The organism is Paenalcaligenes niemegkensis (assembly GCF_022230885.1).
Taxonomy (GTDB): Bacteria; Pseudomonadota; Gammaproteobacteria; order Burkholderiales; family Burkholderiaceae_B; genus Paenalcaligenes; species Paenalcaligenes niemegkensis.
The window spans coordinates 1,248,115-1,265,924 of the sequence record NZ_JAKGCT010000004.1 but is presented as its reverse complement, the minus strand read 5'-3'; the positions used below and the strand labels follow the sequence as shown (position 1 = coordinate 1,265,924).

General features: G+C 53.1%; 13 protein-coding genes, 1 tRNA gene and 2 pseudogenes. 12 read left to right on the top strand and 4 right to left on the bottom strand.

Annotated features, from left to right (window positions below):
* Positions 1-7 precede the first annotated feature (7 nt).
* The 3 genes from gltB to L1889_RS10105 form a co-directional block, all read right to left on the bottom strand.
* Positions 8-4,489: a glutamate synthase large subunit gene (gltB, locus tag L1889_RS10115; RefSeq protein ID WP_238665020.1), complete on the bottom strand. Its 4,482-nt coding sequence runs from the start codon at positions 4,487-4,489 to the stop codon at positions 8-10.
* Between the two features lie 225 nt (positions 4,490-4,714).
* A complete protein-coding gene (locus tag L1889_RS10110) occupies positions 4,715-5,503 on the bottom strand; it encodes a helix-turn-helix domain-containing protein (RefSeq protein WP_238665019.1) in 789 nt (262 codons plus the stop codon).
* Positions 5,504-5,843: 340 nt separating this feature from the next.
* Positions 5,844-5,919 (bottom strand) — tRNA-Gly (locus tag L1889_RS10105).
* 344 nt (positions 5,920-6,263) lie between these two features.
* On the opposite strand from L1889_RS10105, the gene murB reads away from it, so the two are divergent.
* From murB to L1889_RS10045, 12 genes and pseudogenes are all read left to right on the top strand, one after another.
* Positions 6,264-7,298, top strand: coding sequence for a UDP-N-acetylmuramate dehydrogenase (gene murB / locus L1889_RS10100; RefSeq protein WP_238665018.1), 1,035 nt, complete (start codon positions 6,264-6,266; stop codon positions 7,296-7,298).
* Positions 7,299-7,670: 372 nt separating this feature from the next.
* Positions 7,671-8,591: an NAD(P)-dependent oxidoreductase gene (locus L1889_RS10095; RefSeq protein WP_257793889.1), complete on the top strand. Its 921-nt coding sequence runs from the start codon at positions 7,671-7,673 to the stop codon at positions 8,589-8,591.
* 41 nt (positions 8,592-8,632) lie between these two features.
* Positions 8,633-9,012 (top strand): annotated as a pseudogene (locus L1889_RS10090) (carboxymuconolactone decarboxylase family protein).
* 41 nt (positions 9,013-9,053) lie between these two features.
* Complete coding sequence (locus L1889_RS10085; RefSeq protein WP_238665016.1) at positions 9,054-9,803, top strand: SDR family NAD(P)-dependent oxidoreductase; 750 nt, start codon at positions 9,054-9,056, stop codon at positions 9,801-9,803.
* A 209-nt stretch (positions 9,804-10,012) separates the two neighbouring features.
* Positions 10,013-11,257, top strand: a complete 1,245-nt coding sequence (locus L1889_RS10080) for an MmgE/PrpD family protein (RefSeq protein ID WP_308217672.1) — start codon at positions 10,013-10,015, stop codon at positions 11,255-11,257.
* The gene (locus L1889_RS10075; RefSeq protein ID WP_238665015.1) at positions 11,254-12,204 is read left to right on the top strand and encodes a branched-chain amino acid ABC transporter permease; all 951 of its coding nucleotides are present in this window, start codon (positions 11,254-11,256) and stop codon (positions 12,202-12,204) included. The genes L1889_RS10080 and L1889_RS10075 overlap by 4 nt, the downstream gene beginning before the upstream one ends.
* Positions 12,205-13,700 (top strand): annotated as a pseudogene (locus tag L1889_RS10070) (ABC transporter permease subunit); the annotation flags it as partial. It lies immediately after the preceding gene.
* Entirely contained in the window at positions 13,701-14,000 is a 300-nt protein-coding gene (locus L1889_RS19205; protein ID WP_372871746.1) for an ABC transporter ATP-binding protein C-terminal domain-containing protein, read from the top strand.
* The gene (locus tag L1889_RS10060; RefSeq protein ID WP_238665012.1) at positions 13,993-14,700 is read left to right on the top strand and encodes an ABC transporter ATP-binding protein; all 708 of its coding nucleotides are present in this window, start codon (positions 13,993-13,995) and stop codon (positions 14,698-14,700) included. Before L1889_RS19205 ends, L1889_RS10060 begins: the two co-directional genes overlap by 8 nt.
* 52 nt (positions 14,701-14,752) lie before the next feature.
* Positions 14,753-14,992 carry a hypothetical protein gene (locus tag L1889_RS10055; protein ID WP_238665011.1) on the top strand — a complete coding sequence of 80 codons (240 nt, stop codon included), beginning with the start codon at positions 14,753-14,755 and terminating at the stop codon, positions 14,990-14,992.
* 2 nt (positions 14,993-14,994) lie between these two features.
* Positions 14,995-15,987 (top strand): ABC transporter substrate-binding protein, encoded by a 993-nt coding sequence (locus L1889_RS10050; RefSeq protein ID WP_238665010.1) that lies wholly within the window; start codon positions 14,995-14,997, stop codon positions 15,985-15,987.
* 184 nt (positions 15,988-16,171) lie between these two features.
* Positions 16,172-16,879, top strand: coding sequence for an N-acyl homoserine lactonase family protein (locus tag L1889_RS10045; RefSeq protein ID WP_308217621.1), 708 nt, complete (start codon positions 16,172-16,174; stop codon positions 16,877-16,879).
* Here L1889_RS10045 and L1889_RS10040 read toward each other — a convergent pair whose 3' ends face one another.
* Positions 16,880-17,806 carry a LysR family transcriptional regulator gene (locus L1889_RS10040; RefSeq protein ID WP_238665009.1) on the bottom strand — a complete coding sequence of 309 codons (927 nt, stop codon included), beginning with the start codon at positions 17,804-17,806 and terminating at the stop codon, positions 16,880-16,882.
* Positions 17,807-17,810: the final 4 nt, after the last annotated feature.

Genomic DNA, 17,810 nt, shown 5'->3' with positions numbered 1-17,810 from the left:
TCTCCCATCAAATAGACTGAATCATCAATACCTTGCGTGGTCCGGCAGTCGCATCAAGCACACGCTTGTACGCAGCGGGCATCAAACGGTAGATCTGTCCCACACTTTCCGACCAGTTCTGCAATAGCTCTCTGGCACGCTGACTTCCGGTACACGCAAGATGGTTGTGCAGCAATGTGTTCACCCGGACAATATCTTCATCGTCAAGGTCCAGCAATGGTGTCAGCAACATGCCGTCGAGCTGACAACGCTGCCAAGTGGCATCCGCCTGCGGTGCATGAAGATAGACAAGCCCGCCAGACATTCCGGCAGCAAAATTCTTCCCGATTTGTCCCAGAATAACTGCGACGCCTCCTGTCATGTACTCACAGGCATGGTCGCCTACGCCCTCTACCACCAGGTGCGCACCACTGTTGCGCACTGCAAACCGCTCTCCGGCCTGCCCACAGATATAGCCTTGCCCGCCGGTGGCCCCATAGAACGCGCAATTTCCCACAATGGACTGCTCATGCGCAGAATAGCTGGCTGCCCAGGGCGGCAGGATGACCAGCTTGCCCCCCGACAAGCCTTTCCCTACGCCATCATTGGCCTCGCCCTCAAGCATCAAGGTTATTCCCCTGGGGACGAATGCGCCAAAACTTTGTCCTGCGACACCGCGGAAATGCAGGCGAATATGATCATCGGGCAAACCGGACGGGCCACAATGACGCGTTAACTCACTACCCAATCGGGTTCCCACCGCGCGATCCTCATTGTCAATTAGCAATTCGGCCTTGACCGGCTCACGACGTTCCCAGGCCTTGCGGCACAGAGGCAACAGCACCCGCGCATCCAGTGTGTCGTCCAGCCCATGCATCTGTACGCGCATCGAACGTCGTGGTCCGTGAGCAGCATGCAACAAGGCCGTGACATCCAGCTTGCGCGCCCGGCCTGCACGAGACGGATCCGCAACGAGTAAGTCCGTGCGTCCAATAAGTTCATCCAGACGTCTGATACCCAACATGGCCATGTGTTCGCGCACATCCAGGGCGATCATGTGCAACAAATTCACCACATGCTCCGGAGTGCCTGTCATTTTCGCTCGCAACAGCGGGTTTTGGGTTGCAACGCCCACAGGGCACGTATCCAGATGGCAGACGCGCATCATCACACAGCCCAAGGCCACCAGCAACAGGGTGGAAAAACCAAATGTTTCAGCCCCAAGCAGGGCGGCAATGATCACGTCCCGACCAGACATCAGCTTGCCATCGGTCTCCAGCACAACCCGGTCCCGCAAACCGTTCAGCACCAGAGTTTGCTGTGTTTCGGCCAGTCCCAGTTCCCAGGGCAAGCCCGCGTGTTTGATGCTACTGCGCGCTGCCGCACCCGTTCCTCCGTCATAGCCGCTGATGACGATCGCGTCCGCCTTGGCCTTGGCCACACCGGCGGCAATCGTCCCGACTCCGGCTTCGGCCACCAGCTTGACGCTGATACGGGCGCGCGGATTACTGTTTTTCAGATCAAAAATCAGCTCGGCCAGGTCTTCAATCGAATAAATATCGTGGTGAGGCGGTGGCGAAATCAATTCGATGCCTGGCGTGGATCCCCGTGTATGAGCGATCTCCACCGTCACTTTGTTGCCCGCAAGTTGCCCGCCTTCACCCGGCTTGGCTCCTTGGGCAATTTTGATCTGAATTTCATCCGCACTGACCAGGTAGGCGCTGGTCACCCCGAAACGGCCCGTGGCCACTTGCTTGATGGCACTGTTTTTGGAATCTCCATTGGCCAAGGTCGGGTAGCGCGACGGGTCCTCTCCACCCTCACCAGAGTTGCTGCACGCCCCTAGACGATTCATGGCGATGGCGATGGCTTCGTGTGCCTCCTGGCTGATGGCGCCAAAAGACATGGCTCCAGAACGGAATCGCTGCAAAATTGCTGCTTCAGGCTCCACCTCTTCAACAGGAATCGGTTTCAGCGCCTGTCTAAAAGTCAAGACTCCGCGCAAAGCAATGCGGGATGCCGTCTCGTTGTGCATGCTGTCACAATACTCACGATAAATTTGCATGTCTCCTGAACGGCTGGCTCGTTGCAGGCTGTGGATTGTTTTCGGGTTATACAGATGCGGCTCTCCCTCAGCACGCCACTGCATATCCGAGCCACCCCGCAAAGGCTGCGGCGGATTGGTATAAGCTGTCGCATGCCGGACTCGCACATCAGTCTCGATGTCGTCCAGATGCAGGCCACCCACCTGCGACGCTGTCCCCGGGAAATATGACTCGATGACATCGGCATGCAGCCCGACCGCATCAAAAACCTGAGCTCCCATGTAGCTTTGCAACACTGAAATGCCCATTTTCGACATTATCTTGAGCAAACCTTTGTCGATCGCCCGGTGATAGCGCTCAATTTCTTGCTCATCGGCATACAGGGCATGAACCAAATAGGGACACACGGCATTAGCACCGTACCCTAACAACACGGCCATGTGGTGCACTTCTTGCGGCTCGGCAGAGACCACCACCAGACTGGTCTTGCTGCGCAGCCCTTGCCGGATTAAATACTGATGGACTGCCGATACCGCCAGCAATGAGGGAATGGCCACCTGCCGTGCGCTGACTCCTCGGTCATCCAGAATCAGTACTGTATGGCCATTTTCCACAGCCTGTGCCGCACAGTATTGCAAAGCATGCAATGCCTGTTCAAGATGCATTGCTCCACCTGCGCGAGCGACTGGTACCAGCAGCGACAACGAGGCCGCCGCAATGCCGTGTGTTTCAACGTTTGCAATTCGCTGCACGTCGTCCAAGGTCAACATAGCGCTTGGCAAACAGATCTTCCGGTAATCGTCCGGTTTCGGCGCTAGAAGATTGCCCTCACCGCCCAGCAGCATCTCCACCGACGTCACGCGCTGCTCACGTACTGCATCAATAGGCGGATTCGTGACTTGAGCAAAACGCTGCTTGAAATAATCGAACAAGCATCTCGGATGTTCGGACAGCACTGCCAGGGGCGTGTCATATCCCATGGAGCTGATCGCCTCATGGCCGTTCTGCGCCATGGGTGCCAGCACTTTATCGAGCACTTCATGGGTAAGCCCAAAGTACTGTTGCCAGTTCGACCAATCAGGATGATGGCGCAGGCTATTCCCGGTCTCACAGACCGTGGCAGACAAGCGGGGAACATCGACGACGACACGCTGTACCCACTCACCATAGGGGCGAGTGCGTGTCACCTGGGCTTTGATAGCATCGTTCAGCAATAAACACTGCGTCTGAAGATCCACCCAAAGCATTTGCCCTGGCCCCAGACGGGACTTTTTGAGTACGCGGTGCTCGGCAATGTCAAACACCCCGACTTCGGAGGCTGCATATACATAGTTGTCGTGGGTGAGGGTGAAGCGCAAGGGTCTCAAACCATTGCGGTCGAGGCACGCACCAACGCCCAGCCCATCGCTGTACATCATGGCGGCCGGCCCATCCCAGGGCGCCATCACATGACTGTGAAACCGGTAAAACGCCCGCAGTTCCGGCTCCATCTCGAGATCATGCTGCCAAGGCTCAGGGATCAGCATCATCATGGCGTGCGGCAAAGACCAGCCCGACATGACCAACAATTCCAGCACATTATCAAACATGGCCGAATCACTGCCATGGTGGTCGATCACGCCTTGCAGCACAGCCGGGGCATCGGCAAACAAGGTGGATTGCAGCCCTCCTTCCAGCGCGGTGATGGCATTGACATTGCCACGAATCGTATTGATTTCACCATTGTGCAGTGACAGCCGATTCGGCTGTGCCCGAGACCAGCTTGGAAAGGTATTGGTACTGAAACGGTTGTGCACCATCGCAAATGGCGATACGTACAGGGGGTTCTGCAAGTCCGTGTAGAAAGCCGCCAGCTGTCCCGGCAGCAACAGCCCTTTGTAGACTATAGTGCGACACGACAGACTAGGAATATGGAAGTCCGGATCGCAGACATCCTTTTCCAGACGACGCCTGAGCGTGTATAGGCTCCGCTCAAGCTGCGTTTCAGTCAATCTGTCGGCAGGCTCCGCAGCCAGAAAGACCTGACGAATCCAAGGGCGTCCTGTCCGCGCACTCTCATGCAACCCGAATTCATCAACCGGGACATCCCGCCACCCCAGCGTACGCAACCCCAGTCGCTTTGCCGCATCAACAATCTGCGCTTCGCACTGACGACGCGCCGCCTGATCGGCAGGCATGAACACCACGCCTACACCGTATTGTCCTGTTGGCGGCAGCGGATTCGATAGATCATGCCAGTCCTGCCGAAACAACAAATCCGGCAGACGGGTTAGGATTCCCGCTCCGTCCCCCAGTTGGCAAGTCTCCTCGCAGGCTCCGCGATGACGCATTCGTTTCAAAGCCGTCAAACCCTGCTGAATGATGTCATGCGAGCTTTCGGCCCGAATATGAGCAATCATGGCTACACCACACGCATCGTGCTCGAAACGTGAATCGTATAGTCCGTGGGACTGTATGAACGGCATCGCTGTAACCCCTATGATGCTTGCTTCAGTGCATTGAAAAATCAGTGTAGCAACTAGGGGGCGCCTGAATTTAGACTCAGAAGCAGATGCTGTGTACTTTTTCCTGGTGTTCATCAGGCGTGTTGCTCCCAAGGGCACACACGCTGCACAGCAGCCATCACATAATCGTTCCGCCGTATCTTCTGCTAGCAAGAGCCGACCCCTTGAGGGGCTCAGGCTGAGGGCTCAGCGTATTTCGGATGGATTTCGACCGGTATATTGCTTGAACTGGCGGCTGAAAAAATGCATGTCGTTGTAGCCTAGTGCGTAGGCAGTTTCTGTAACCGACATACCCGTGAAGTGCAGCAAATGTTCCGCCCGCCTGATTCTAGACTCCACAATATATGAGCGCAGGGTCTGCCCCATTTTTTCTTTGAATCTCTGGGAAAAATATTTTGGAGACATATTCACGCGCATGGCCAGATGCTCTACATTGTGCGGAAAGCCCGGGTGCACGCTCACATAGTTGGCGACTTCGAGAATGGCCTCATCCAGTTTTCGCTTGCCGTCACTTTGAGCCGTCTCATTTTCCTGCTCCTCGCGCAGCAGATGAATCATGGCCTGTTTGAGAATCAGCTTCGCTTCGACTTCCGCGCCATAAGCCTGAGTGAGAAACAGTTTCACATAACGGCTGAGCAATGTTTCCAGCGTGATGAAATCTTTGATCACACGATACGGGGCGGGAATCTGTGTTGCTGGCTCAGCCAAATCAAAATGGATGTAGGTAAGCACCAGTGGATGATCCGACCGATGCGTTGCGTCATTGACATCACCCGCCCGGAACAAAAAACAGCTGTGCGGCCGCAAGGCGTAACGCTTGCCATTCAGGTTCATTTCGCCATGCCCGCTCCAGACATAGAACAAATCGTAATTGGGCATGGGCGCCTTGCGCTTGCGCCAAGCCCAGTTCGGCTCACAATGAATGGTGGCGAAATAGGGTTTCAGCACAAAATGTTCGGGACTGATGTGCAACAAAATGAGGCGCTCCATCATAAAAGGGGGATGACCAGTTCTCATTAAACTTGTTTTTACGATGAACGTGCTTAATGGAGTGGTATAGGCGCTACATCACGAAAGGGGATGTCCGGCTTGGCCTGCCGGAGGATTAAATCAGAGAGTGCCATCGTTCGAACACTCTAAGTTACGGCTTAGGTTCAATGCTCGTCACGATTCGCGCTCTATCCCAGCAACAATCCGGAACTGATGCCACCCATATATTATGGCCTTAAAAAGGCTGACTGTCCGCGGGTCCCAGTGAGCTTCGGCAAAAAGCAAAAAGGCCCTGAAACAGTAGTTTCAGGGCCTTTTTAGAATTTGGAGCGGGAAACGAGGCTCGAACTCGCGACCTCAACCTTGGCAAGGTTGCGCTCTACCAACTGAGCTATTCCCGCATATTTGTCTTTTAGGACAAACTTGATAAGCGTTGGTGTTGTGCTAATCAAGAAAGAATAAAATTATAAGCTAGAGCTTTTTATTTTGCAAGTATTATTTATTTAACATTACAAAAAATTTTATTCTTGGTTGTTTTTATAAGTGTAAGTCGTGATTTTCACAACCAACACACTTTAGATAAAAACAACATTTGCTTCAACCTATGCATCGCATTCCCTTGGACGGTTTGCATGGGCTAATTAAGCAAAGACAGAACTTTAGCACTGAAACGTGATACGCGTCAAGCATAATTTTGAAAGTATCAGTGCAGAGTGGTTTTCGCTGCGTTATGCTTGAACTATTATTGAGTCTTTACACTGCCACCTACGTGAATATCTACGCGCACCATAATTTAAGCAAGCTGAACACCTTCGGCTTAACGTCGTCGGCAAAGGCGATGATTTTTTACCAAAGCCGTCGGCAACTAAGCGATATCAGCGCTTTGCTTAATCAATTCGAATCGCATTGGGTGTTAGGCGGCGGCAGCAACGTAGTGCTTGCCCCCCATATAAATGGCTTAACCATTAAAGTAGATAGTAAGGGCATACGGCTAGCCTCCGAAACCGAAGATCATTGGGTCGTCGAAGCCGAGGCAGGCGAGTGCTGGCACGATTTTGTCAGATATACGATTGGGCAAGGCTGGTTTGGTTTAGAGAACTTGGCCTTGATACCGGGTACCGTAGGCGCTGCACCTGTGCAAAATATTGGTGCCTATGGGGTAGAGCTGGATCAGCGCTTACATAGCGTGTTGGCGTGGAATCTACGCGAATCCACGTTGCATGAGTTGACGCCCGATGAATGTGGTTTCGCTTATCGGGATAGCCGCTTTAAGCAAGCGCCGCCCGGAACCTGGTTGATTGTCGCCGTACGATTCTTACTGCCGAAGCAATGGCAGCCTGTATTGCGTTATCCCGACCTTCAGTCACATCCGCTGTTAGCCCACGCCCCCACACCAATGGATGTCTTTAGTGCTGTCGTTGAGATCCGTCAGCGTAAATTACCTGATCCTGCTCTTATTGGTAATGCGGGAAGCTTCTTTAAGAATCCGGTTGTGGATACCGCCGTGCTGGAGCATATTCGACAGCAGCATCCGGACGTTACGGCTTATAAACAGCCTGATGGCCGCTATAAGCTGGCTGCGGCCTGGCTGATCGATAAGGCCGGATGGAGAGCAAAAACCGTGGGATCCGTAGCGATGCATAATACGCAGGCTTTAGTTATGACCAACCTGGGTGGAGCTACCGCACATGACGTTGACACCCTTGCCTCGTTAATAAAAACGGATATTCAACAGTGTTTTAAGGTGAGGCTGGAGCAAGAACCTATTGCAGTTAGCTGACAGTGCCGGTTAGCAGAGCAATTTTCAGTATCGTATCTATGACCCACTTGAAGAGTCTGTTATGTCTTTTTTGATGTGTTATGGAGATCAACCTGCACTAGAATGTTTTTAAAGCGTGGTAATGGATTACACCCCGCTCGATTGCCTGTTGTTGTATATGCGAAAAAAATAAATTATCAATCGCCGGAGACAAGCATGGACAGTCAGCCAGATAAAACGTGGCACGAACATCATTATTTGCTCCATCGGCCAGACCGGCGTCTAACGCCGCCTTAGTCTCGTCGCACCACAGTTACCTATAGCAGCGGCTGTCTGACACCCAACATCTTGCTGGTGTCAGGAAGCCTTGTGGACGCGGTGTTTGCATCGGGTATGAAATCAACCAAAGGGAAAAACATGAGCGATATTGTTTTTGGCTTTGTGGGGTTGGGCCGCATGGGCGCTCCAATGACGCGACGCTTGTTGAATTCAGGGCATGAGGTAGTTGTTTACGACGTGGCTGATCAGGCTATGCAGGCACTGGTGAGTGCCGGCGCTGAAAGGGCCACCACGGCCCGCGACATTGCCGAGCGTGCGGATGTGGTATTTGTCAGCCTGCCCAATCCCGAAATTGTTCAGGCCGTTGCTTTAGGGCCTTCAGGGCTGATCGAAGGCACACGAGCTAAGCATGTTGTTGATTTCTCTACGATCGGGCCTCGCGCTGCCAAGATTCTGTTCAGCGCTTTCGACGATCGTCAAATCAGTTATATCGATGCACCGGTGAGCGGTGGGGTGAAGGGGGCGTCAGACGGAACACTGGCGGTCATGGTGTCGTGCCCGAATGAAACTTTCGCCTTTATTGAGCCTGTTGTGAAAATTTTCGGCAAGGTTTTTCATCTGGGAGAAGGTGCTGGGCAGGCGCAGACGATGAAGCTAGCCAATAATTTGCTGGCTGCGGCTGCACTGGCTATATCGGCAGAGGCTGTGACGATGGGGGTCAAGGCAGGTATTGACCCCAAGGTCATGCTCGATGTTATTAACGCTGGCACAGGTCGAAACAGCGCCACGCAAGACAAGTTCCCGCGTTCGGTTTTGCCGGGGACCTTCGATTTTGGTTTTGCGACCGGGCTTTCGTACAAAGACGTACGCCTGTGTGTGGACGAGAGCGAGGCGCTCGGCGTGCCGATGATAGTGGGTGCAGCAGTACGTGAAATGCTGGCAGTGACAAATGCCATCTACGGTCCAGACTCTGATTTCACCTCTATCGTTCGAGTGGTGGAAACCTGGGCTGGTGTTGAGGTGCGTTCAGCCTGATGGTTCAGGGCATTTTTTTCGACAAGGAGCAAGTAATGACAATGAATGACGATCTGTTTGAGAAAGGCCTGGAGATTCGCAAAGCTGTACTCGGCAAGGAGTTTGTAGAAAACGCCTTGTCGGCCGCCGACGATTTCAATATGCCCATGCAGCGTTTGACCACGGAATATTGCTGGGGCGCAGTATGGGGACGCGACGAGTTGCCGAAAAAATTCGCAGCATGCTGAATTTGGCGATGATAGGAGCGCTAAATCGGCCGCACGAGTTGAAGATGCATGTAGCCGGAGCGCTGCGCAATGGGGTTTCAAAGGAGGAAATCCGTGAGGTTTTGCTGCAAGTGGCTATCTACGCCGGCATCCCTGCAGGTGTGGACGCATTCCGTATCGCCCGCGAAGTCATTAATGAGCAGGAAAAGACCTAGCTTTCTACGCTGTTCGACAACCTAAAGATAAGGAGGCAAGCGTGGGTAAACTGGAAGGAAAAACGGCAGTAGTAACGGGTGCCGCCGGAGGAATAGGCAAAGAGATTGCGTATGCCTTTGCAAACGAAGGGGCCGTGGTCGCCATGTTGGACAATAACGAGGCGCTGGTGATTCAAGCCGCTGCGCGAAGCCCATTCGGCAGAGGGCGTGCTGTCGTATGCGATGTATCGGATCGTCGGGCGGTATTCGCTGCGTTTGATTCTTTTGCTCAGGATGCAGGCGGAATCGACATTCTGGTCAATAACGCTGTGTATTTTCACTATGCACCCTTGGTTGATATGAGCGAAGACGTCATTGAGAAAATGCTTGGCGTCGGGTTGAAGGGAACGCTTTGGGCCTCTCAGGCTGTGACTCCGCACTTGCTTGCCCGGGGTGGAGGGGCAGTGATTAATTTATCGTCAATTGCTGTTTCTTTCTCCATCAAGAATGCGGGCGTTTATACGGCTATTAAAGGGGCGGTGGATGCGCTTACCCGCCAGCAGGCCGTAGAACTCGGTGTGCATGGTATACGAGTTAATGCCTTGGCTCCTGGGCCAGTGGCTACGCCTGGTGCTGACTCGGTTATTGACGAGGAAGGCTGGGAGACGCGTCGACAAAGAACGCCGCTGGGACGATTGGCGAAGGCCTCTGAAGTTGGTGCGGCCGCTGTTTTTCTGGCGTGTGATGAAGCTGCCAGCATTGCAGGGGTGACACTCAAAATTGATGCTGCTATTACTCTCTGCAGTTCTTGAGCATTCAGCAGCGTTTGGATCCATTATTAGTGGCCGGAACACGAGGGGAAAGCGATGGACGCATTGACTCCGAAAGTAGGGTGCACAGCCGCTGTTGATCTGGTTAATACGGCTTTGCTTGTGCCCTCGGGTTCTTTTTCCGATGAGGTCATTGAGAAGGCCAAGCTATGTTTGCTTGATTTTTAGCCTGCGCTTTTGAGGCGCTTCCTCTGGACTGGAGCGTACAGGCACGGAGGCTGGCGACGACGGATCGCGACGGTGTGCATATCATCGGCGAGAAAGGCACCTATGCCGTGCAGGGAGCGGCCTTTGCAAATGCGGTTTCGGCACATGGGCTGGTGCGTGAGGATATGCATCCTGGCAGTATTTGTCATTTGGGCGTGGTTGTTTGGCCGATGGTGCTGGCTCTGGTTGAGCGGCACCGGCTCACAGGACGTCAGGCGCTGGCGGCTGCGATTGTAGGGTATGAGGTAGGAGCTCGCATTGGACGCGCATTGATGTCCAGTGATCTCGCACGATTGTTCCGGCCTACCGGTTTGATTGGGCCCTATGCGGCAGCCGTTACCGGTGCGCGAATTATCTCCCTGAGTCCTGATCAGGCTGTGGCAGCGTTTGCGCTAGCAGGCAACTGTTCTGCCGGGTTGAATGAATGGCCCTATACCGGCGGTAGCGAAATGTACTTTCATCCGGGCTTTGTTGTGCAAAATTCCCTGGCCTGCCTGCAGCTTGCACAACTCGGGGCGATTGCATCTGAGTCCATTCTGGAAGGCGAGGCGGGCCTGTTTCAGGCTTATGGACGTGTCTCAATGGCAGACCCTATTGTGCTGTTTGCCAACGGAGAGGCAGAGATTCTTTCGGTATTCAATAAAGCGGTTCCAGCCTGCAATTTTGCGCAATCTCCTTGTCAGGCTGCCTTGAAAGCAATTGGCCAGTTGCGTGGCGGCAGTCAGCAGATCGTAGCAGTGCGTATAGACAGTACGCTTGCAGCGGTTCGCTATCCGGGGTGCAGCAGTACGGGGCCCTTTAATTATGCGCTTCAAGCCAAGATGAGTATCGTCTTTGGCGTAGCCGCAACGCTGGTGAATCGCGATATTCAGGAAAATAATTACAGCCAACTCAACGATGCGGAAATCTTGCGGCTCGTAGCAGCGACGACCTTGAGAAGCGATGGACGCTACACCGCCGCTTTTCCTGAAAAGCAGGGGGCCCGAGTGACGCTCTTTTTGGAGGATGGAGAGGTTTTGTCGGCAGAGCTGGATGACGTGATCGAGGCCGATGCCGCATTGATTCATACGAGGTGTCTGGAGGCCGCAAGATCGGTAATGGGGCAAAGAAGGGCCCAGCAGATCGTTGCTCTCGTGGATTCGTTCGAGGCTGAACCCGATGCGGCGTTGCTTGCCACGCTGTGTTCTAAAGACCGGAACAATAAAAATAGGGAAAGGAGAGATCAATGACAGAACTGCAGATTATGTCTGAAGCTTTTCTACAGGCGCTGGTGGCTGGTCTGTTGGTAGGCGGGCTCTACGGTTTGATGTGTCTGGGCCTTGCCATGATTTTCAGCATTATGCGGGTCATCAACTTCGCACAGGGTGACTTCATGATGCTGGGAATGTATGTGGCTTACTTCCTGCTTATCATGAGCGGAAGCCAAAGCATATTGGGTACTTATGCTTCGATTTTTCTCATGGTCCCCATCATGTTCATGGTGGGTTATCTCGTACATTATTTTTTGATCTCCAGGGTGACCGGCAGTCGTACAAGCCAACTAGAAGGAGATGGTCATTACGCACAGTTAATTTTGACGCTGGGTATTGCGCTAATTTTACAGAACGGCGGAATGATGCTGTTTGGCTCGCAACTGGTATCCATTCGTACGCCACTGTCCAGTGGCGCATGGGAAGTAGGGCCGTTGTGGGGAGACTTCATCAGTATTTTCATCAACAAGGGGCGCGGCGTAGCCATGCTGGTGTCTCTGTTGGTGATTGTGCTCTTCACGGTGCTGGTCAACCGTACGCGCCTTGGAAAGGCTTTGCGTGCGGCAGCAGATAATCCAGTGGCATCGTCCTACATGGGCATTAATGTGAACTCAGCCTATCGCATGGCATTCGCGCTTGGAACGTGTATTACCGCATTAGCCGGAGGTTTGCTGGCAACGAATTATCCGTTTCAGCCCTTTGTTGGGCTGGAGTTCGTGATCATCATGTACGCGGGTGTAGTGCTCGGAGGTATTGGCAGTATTGTCGGTGCGTTTTGGGGTGGAATGGTGATTGGTCTGGTGCAGCAGCTCTCCAGTCTTATCTTGCCGATGCAACTGCAGAATGCCGCTATTTTTGTTTTTTTCCTGTTGATCGTAACGCTGAGACCGCAAGGGCTATTTGGGCGTATTTCGGAGAGGACCTGAATGAAAACGTCTAAGGCTACTGTGATTCTTGTTATTGCGGCAACTGCTTACCTTGGCCTGGCTTTACTGGTCAGAAACTCCTATCACCAGTTGATGCTGACCTTGGTGTTGGTTTGGGCATGTTTTGGCCTTTCGTGGAATATGCTCAGTGGTTACACGGGACTGGTGTCATTTGGTCATGCCTCCTTCTTTGGACTGGGAGCATACGCCACAGTGCTGGCACAGATTCATCTGGGGCTTAGTCCCTGGGTGATGATTCCGGCATCAGGCGTGATCGGAGCATTGGCTGGGTTAATAATCGGACTGCCCACATTTCGCTTGCGTGGGCACTATTTCGCTTTGGCAATGCTCGCCTATCCGCTGGCGCTTCTGTATGTGTTTGAGTGGCTTGGGCTGCAAGAGGTGACGTTTCCGCTACAGCGAGAGAATGCGGCGAGCTTCATGCAGTTTTCTGACCCACGCCTCTACACGATCTTGGCATTGCTGATGCTATTGGTGTTTATACAGATAACTCGCTATGTGGAACGAACGAAGTTTGGAATGGCGTTGATAGCCATCAAACAAAATGAGGCTGCGGCGGAGGCTTCAGGTATCAACACGCTAAGGTGGAAGCTCAAGGCAATTGCTTTGAGTGGTGCCATTGCTGGAGCTACGGGGGCTTTCTATTCAGTCGTGCTCCTGGTTGTTACGCCTATCTCAGTATTTGGAATGTTGGTTTCAGCGCAGGCCTTAACAGTAGCTATGTTTGGTGGTGTAGGAACCGTCTGGGGGCCGGTGATTGGTGCCGCGATCCTGATTCCATTGGGTGAGATTCTGCATGCCGAGCTTGGCTCCCGCTTTCCTGGCATACAAGGTGTCATTCTGGGGTTGGCCATTGTGATCGTGATTCTCGTCGCGCCCGAAGGCGTCTACTGGAAAGTTCGGGACTATTGGATCAAGAGGACGCAGCGGATGAGAGGGGGACGGGCTCCTGCTGGTCCTGGTGAGTCTCTCCAGAATAAGCGTTCAGAATCAGGGCTGGCTCATGAAATTAAGCCGGCACATCAACGGTCAGAGACAGAGAAAACAATCATCCTGGACGTACAGTCTGTGTCCAGAAGCTTTGGTGGTCTGAAAGCTGTACAGAACGTCAGCTTCAAGGTGCGCAAGGGCATGATCCTGGGTGTGATAGGTCCTAATGGGGCAGGGAAAACCACATTGTTTAATGTTCTGAACGGATTTTTGACCCCGGACGGGGGAAAATTCTTGTTAACGGTGTGGATATGGCTGGGCGGAAACCGCACGTATTGTGCGTGGCTGGGGTAGGACGGACTTTCCAGATCATGAGGCCATTTGCCCGATTGACGGTAGCGCAGAATGTAAAGGTCGGAGCCTATGTCAGAGCGCAAGGGGAGCAGGAGGCCGACGCTTTGACTGCCCAGGCTATTTCTCAGCTCGGACTGGAGTATTGTGCCACCCGGCTTGCTTCAGCTTTAACCACCAAAGAGCTTCGCTTGATGGAGTTGGCACGAGCCCTGGCAGGGCAGCCCGAGTTGTTGCTGCTGGATGAGACCTTGGCCGGATTAGGGCAGGGCGAAGTCGATGAGGTAGTCCGCGAAATACACCGCTTGTCGCAAGCGGGTATGACTATTGTCATCATAGAACACACCATGCAGGCTATGGTGCAGCTAGTGGATGAGTTTGTGGTTTTGGATCATGGCGAAGTACTGGTGACGGGGAAGCCGCATGAGATTACGCGGGACAGGCGCGTCATAGAGGCGTATCTGGGCAAGAAATGGAGTGCTGCCAATGCTTGAGATTACACAGATCGTGGCCGGCTACTCAGCTGTATCAGTGCTGAAATCTATCAGTCTGACAGTCAATAAAGGTGAGTTTGTAGCGGTGGTCGGGCCAAATGGTGCAGGTAAAAGCACCTTGTTTAAAGTGATTTCAGGAACTGTCCAGCCATCGTCTGGTGCCATCGTATTCGAGGGGCAGAATTTGTTGTCCGTCGCCCCGTGGCAAAGGGCGCATCTTGGTATCGCACATGTTCCGGAAGGTCGCCAGGTGTTCGCTTCGATGACCGTTCTTGAGAATCTGGAAATGGGTGCTTATACCAAGGCGGGGCAGCGAGACTGGAAACGGAGCCTGGAACAGATCTATGAGTGGTTCCCCCGAATAAAGGAGCGGGAGAAGCAGTTAGCCGGAACCTTGTCGGGAGGGGAGCAACAGATGGTAGCTATTGCCCGGGGGCTTGCTTCTTCGCCCCGCCTACTGATGCTGGATGAGCCATCAATGGGCCTGTCACCTGCGATTGCGGATTTTATCTTTGAGCGGCTACTCGACATACGCAGGGAAACCGATCTGACGATTCTTTTAGTGGAGCAACGGGTGGCAGAAGCATTGCAGTCTGCCGACCGTGGGTATGTGCTGGAAACCGGATCCGTTGTGCTGGAAGGTACTAACGAGGCCTTGCAAGCTGATGACCGGGTACGGCGTGCCTATCTCGGCATGTAGGTTCAAAGCTTGCCTCTGAAAGCTGGATAATTATTAAAGAATGGAGACTACCATGAAGCAGAGAAAAGCAGGAAGCAATAAGCTCTTGAACGTTTTAGTAGCGGGCGCGGTGGCCCTGAGCCAGGTGTCCATCGTGATGGCCGCGGATGTAGAGCCGGTACAGGTCGGCCTGATTGCGCCTATGTCTGGTATTTATGCCAGGTATGGGCAAGTCATGCGAATGGGTGCGGATATGGCTATTACAGACATCAACGCACAGGGGGTATTAAGTCGCTTGGAGGCGCAGAGCTAAAGTTGGAGGTAATCGATTCTGGTGATACCACTGAAAAATCGAAAAGCGCTGCCCAACGGATGGTTGCTGACTATCCTGATTTGGTGGCAGGAACCGGAGCCTATCTAAGCTCTTTCACCTTGGCAGTAACAGAGGTTACAGAACGAGCGAAGCTGCCGATGCTGACTTTGTCGTATTCCGACATGATCACGGGCCGTGGCTTTGAGTATATATTCCAGACGTCGGCTACGGCAGGAAAACAGGCGGAGCTATCGATTCCTACTATTCTGGATTTAGCCGAACAGACATCCGGAAAGCGCCCTGAAACGGTAGCCATTATCACGGATAATACGGCTTCTTCGCTGTCTTCTGTAAAAGCGATGAAAGACGGTTTGCTTGAGGAAAACGGATTAAGACTGGTTGTGGACGAGACTTTTACCCCTCCCTTGGCAGACGCCTCTTCTCTAATCCAGCAGGTCAGGTCACGCAGGCCAGATCTGGTTTTTTTCCTGCCCACGGTCATTTCTGATGCCAAGCTCATTCTGGAGAAAATGAATGAGATGAACGTGCGTGTCCCTGTGATCTCGTTCGGGATTGCGATTGCCGAACCCGAAGTGCTCAATACGGTAAGTCCGGACTTCCTCAATGGGGTAATGTCGGCAGTCGCTAACTGGGGGACCAAAGGCCAGGAAGCTCTTATTGAGCGGATGAAGAAAGAGCACAACGAACCATGGATGACGCAGAATGCTATTTCTACCTATGGCGATATGTGGTTGATCAAAGAAGCGCTGGAGGCATCAGGAAAGGCTGATCGCGAATCGGTAGCACAAGCTCTACGTACAATGGATGCAGGAGAGTCAATCTATTACCCAGGTGGCGAGTTGAAGTTTGATGACCATGGACGCCGCGTGGGCGCAAGCCTGACAGTCATTCAGTGGCAAGAGGGAGTACCAGTTACGGTGTACCCCGATGAACTTGCCCTTTCCAAACCGATCTGGCCAGGCAAAGGCCAGTAGAAGGGCGAGGATTGAATGTGTCTGTCAAAGCATGGCGTTGTGATAGTCCAGTACAGCGCCATGCTGATTCTAAAGGCTTGACTGATATGAACGATGATACTTACGAAGCATTTGCGGTGACCTACGCTCGAGTAGACAGAAATGCGGCGGCAAACTTTTTGGGGGGGACGCTCATGACGGCCCCATGGCACTTAACTACTATGTCTGGGTCATTCGCAACGAGCTACGCACAGTTGTGATTGATACTGGTTTTGGTGAACGCGCAGCCCGGCAGCGTAACCGCGAGCTGCTTAATCCGGTCGCTAAAGGGCTCGCCATGCTCGGCGTGGACGTCGATGCAGTAGAGGATGTTGTGATTACACACATGCACTATGATCATGCGGGAAATAACGAACTCTTCTCTAAAGCGACCTTCCATTTACAGGATACGGAAATGGCCTTCGCTACGGGTCGATGCATGTGTCACGATGCGCTGCGTCATTCTTATGAGGTCGACGACGTTGTCTTGATGGTGCGTAGGCTATTCGAGGGGCGTGTGTGCTTTCACGACGGGGATGTGGAGCTTTTCCCTGGCATCACGCTGATACATATTGGCGGTCACACTAAAGGCTTGCAGGCAGTGCGGGTTAAAACGCGGCGTGGATATGTCGTCATTGCTTCAGATGTGGCCCATCATTATGCGCATCTGGCGCAGCGGCGCGTGTTTCCTGTGCTGGACAGTGTGTCGGCCGTACTAGAGGGGTATGACCGTGTTGACCGTCTGGCGGAAAGCAGAAATCATATAATTCCTGGGCATGATCCGCTAGTCGCGTCAATTTATCCACCTTATAGCGAAGCGACTAAAGGCTGGATTGTCAGGCTGGATGAAGCGCCGTCGGAAAGCCCCTATTGATCAGGCAGGCGGCGACCATCGGCCTTCGTCTACCAGGCTCTGGACCAGTTGCCTCACGAATATCATTAGTTCGCGTGACGCTTTGGTCGAAGGACGTTGTGAAGAGCTGACGACAACCAGGTTGCGTTTTATCGTGGGCTCTATGATTTTCCAGTACCGTATTCGACGACTTTCTATCAGTTCATGAGCGCTCGAATACGACAGAACGGTGTAGTACTGTAGGCCGTGCTCAATTAGGCTAAGCGTGGATGGCATGGCGTCCATTTCAAGCTGTATATTGGGTATAACGGCTGATTTTGCCATAACTTCGTCCAACAGCAGCCGCAGTCCGTGGGGCTTATTGGGAAGGATTAGCGGAATATGGGCCAGGCTGCTCAGAGGGACAGGACCTTCTCCGGCGCGAGCCGGATCGTGAGTAGGGCCGAGCAAGAATAGCTCATCTGTTAACAGGGGATCCCCCGTGAGCATGCCGTTGTATTTGGTTTGGTACAGAATGGCAATATCCAGTCGGCCTGTTGTGAGCCACTCCTGTACATGCCCACTGAAGCCTTCCATGATGCCAAGGGATACCTGGGGAAAGCTTTGCCGGAATCTTTTCACTAGTGGTGCAGCCAGCACAGCCTGTACGGAAGGCGGCATACCGATTAGCACGCGCCCAGAAGGTTCTTTCCCTAGAGCGGTGAGTTCCCTTTTTGCAGTCGCTGCTGTGTCCAGTATGCCTTTGGCGTATTGCTCTAGGCACTTCCCGGCATCGCTTAATACAACGCCATGTCCCGTTCGGTGATACAGCGTTACGCCGAGCTCTTGCTCCAGCGCTTTGATCTGGCGGCTTAGTACGGGTTGCGAGACCCCGATACGCAAGGATGCACGAGAGAAGGATTTGAAGTCGGCGATCGCAATGAAATATTCCAGTTGCTTCAGTTCCATGCTT

What these genes read in the sequence shown, in the direction of transcription:
- L1889_RS10045 (WP_308217621.1), top strand. Translation starts at nt 16,172, where the DNA reads ATGGCACTTAACTACTATGTCTGGGTCATTCGCAACGAGCTACGCACA.
- L1889_RS10060 (WP_238665012.1), top strand. Translation starts at nt 13,993, where the DNA reads ATGCTTGAGATTACACAGATCGTGGCCGGCTACTCAGCTGTATCAGTG.
- gltB (WP_238665020.1), bottom strand. Translation starts at nt 4,489, where the DNA reads ATGCCGTTCATACAGTCCCACGGACTATACGATTCACGTTTCGAGCAC.
- L1889_RS10075 (WP_238665015.1), top strand. Translation starts at nt 11,254, where the DNA reads ATGACAGAACTGCAGATTATGTCTGAAGCTTTTCTACAGGCGCTGGTG.
- L1889_RS10055 (WP_238665011.1), top strand. Translation starts at nt 14,753, where the DNA reads ATGAAGCAGAGAAAAGCAGGAAGCAATAAGCTCTTGAACGTTTTAGTA.
- L1889_RS10095 (WP_257793889.1), top strand. Translation starts at nt 7,671, where the DNA reads ATGAAATCAACCAAAGGGAAAAACATGAGCGATATTGTTTTTGGCTTT.
- L1889_RS10040 (WP_238665009.1), bottom strand. Translation starts at nt 17,806, where the DNA reads ATGGAACTGAAGCAACTGGAATATTTCATTGCGATCGCCGACTTCAAA.
- L1889_RS19205 (WP_372871746.1), top strand. Translation starts at nt 13,701, where the DNA reads ATGGAGTTGGCACGAGCCCTGGCAGGGCAGCCCGAGTTGTTGCTGCTG.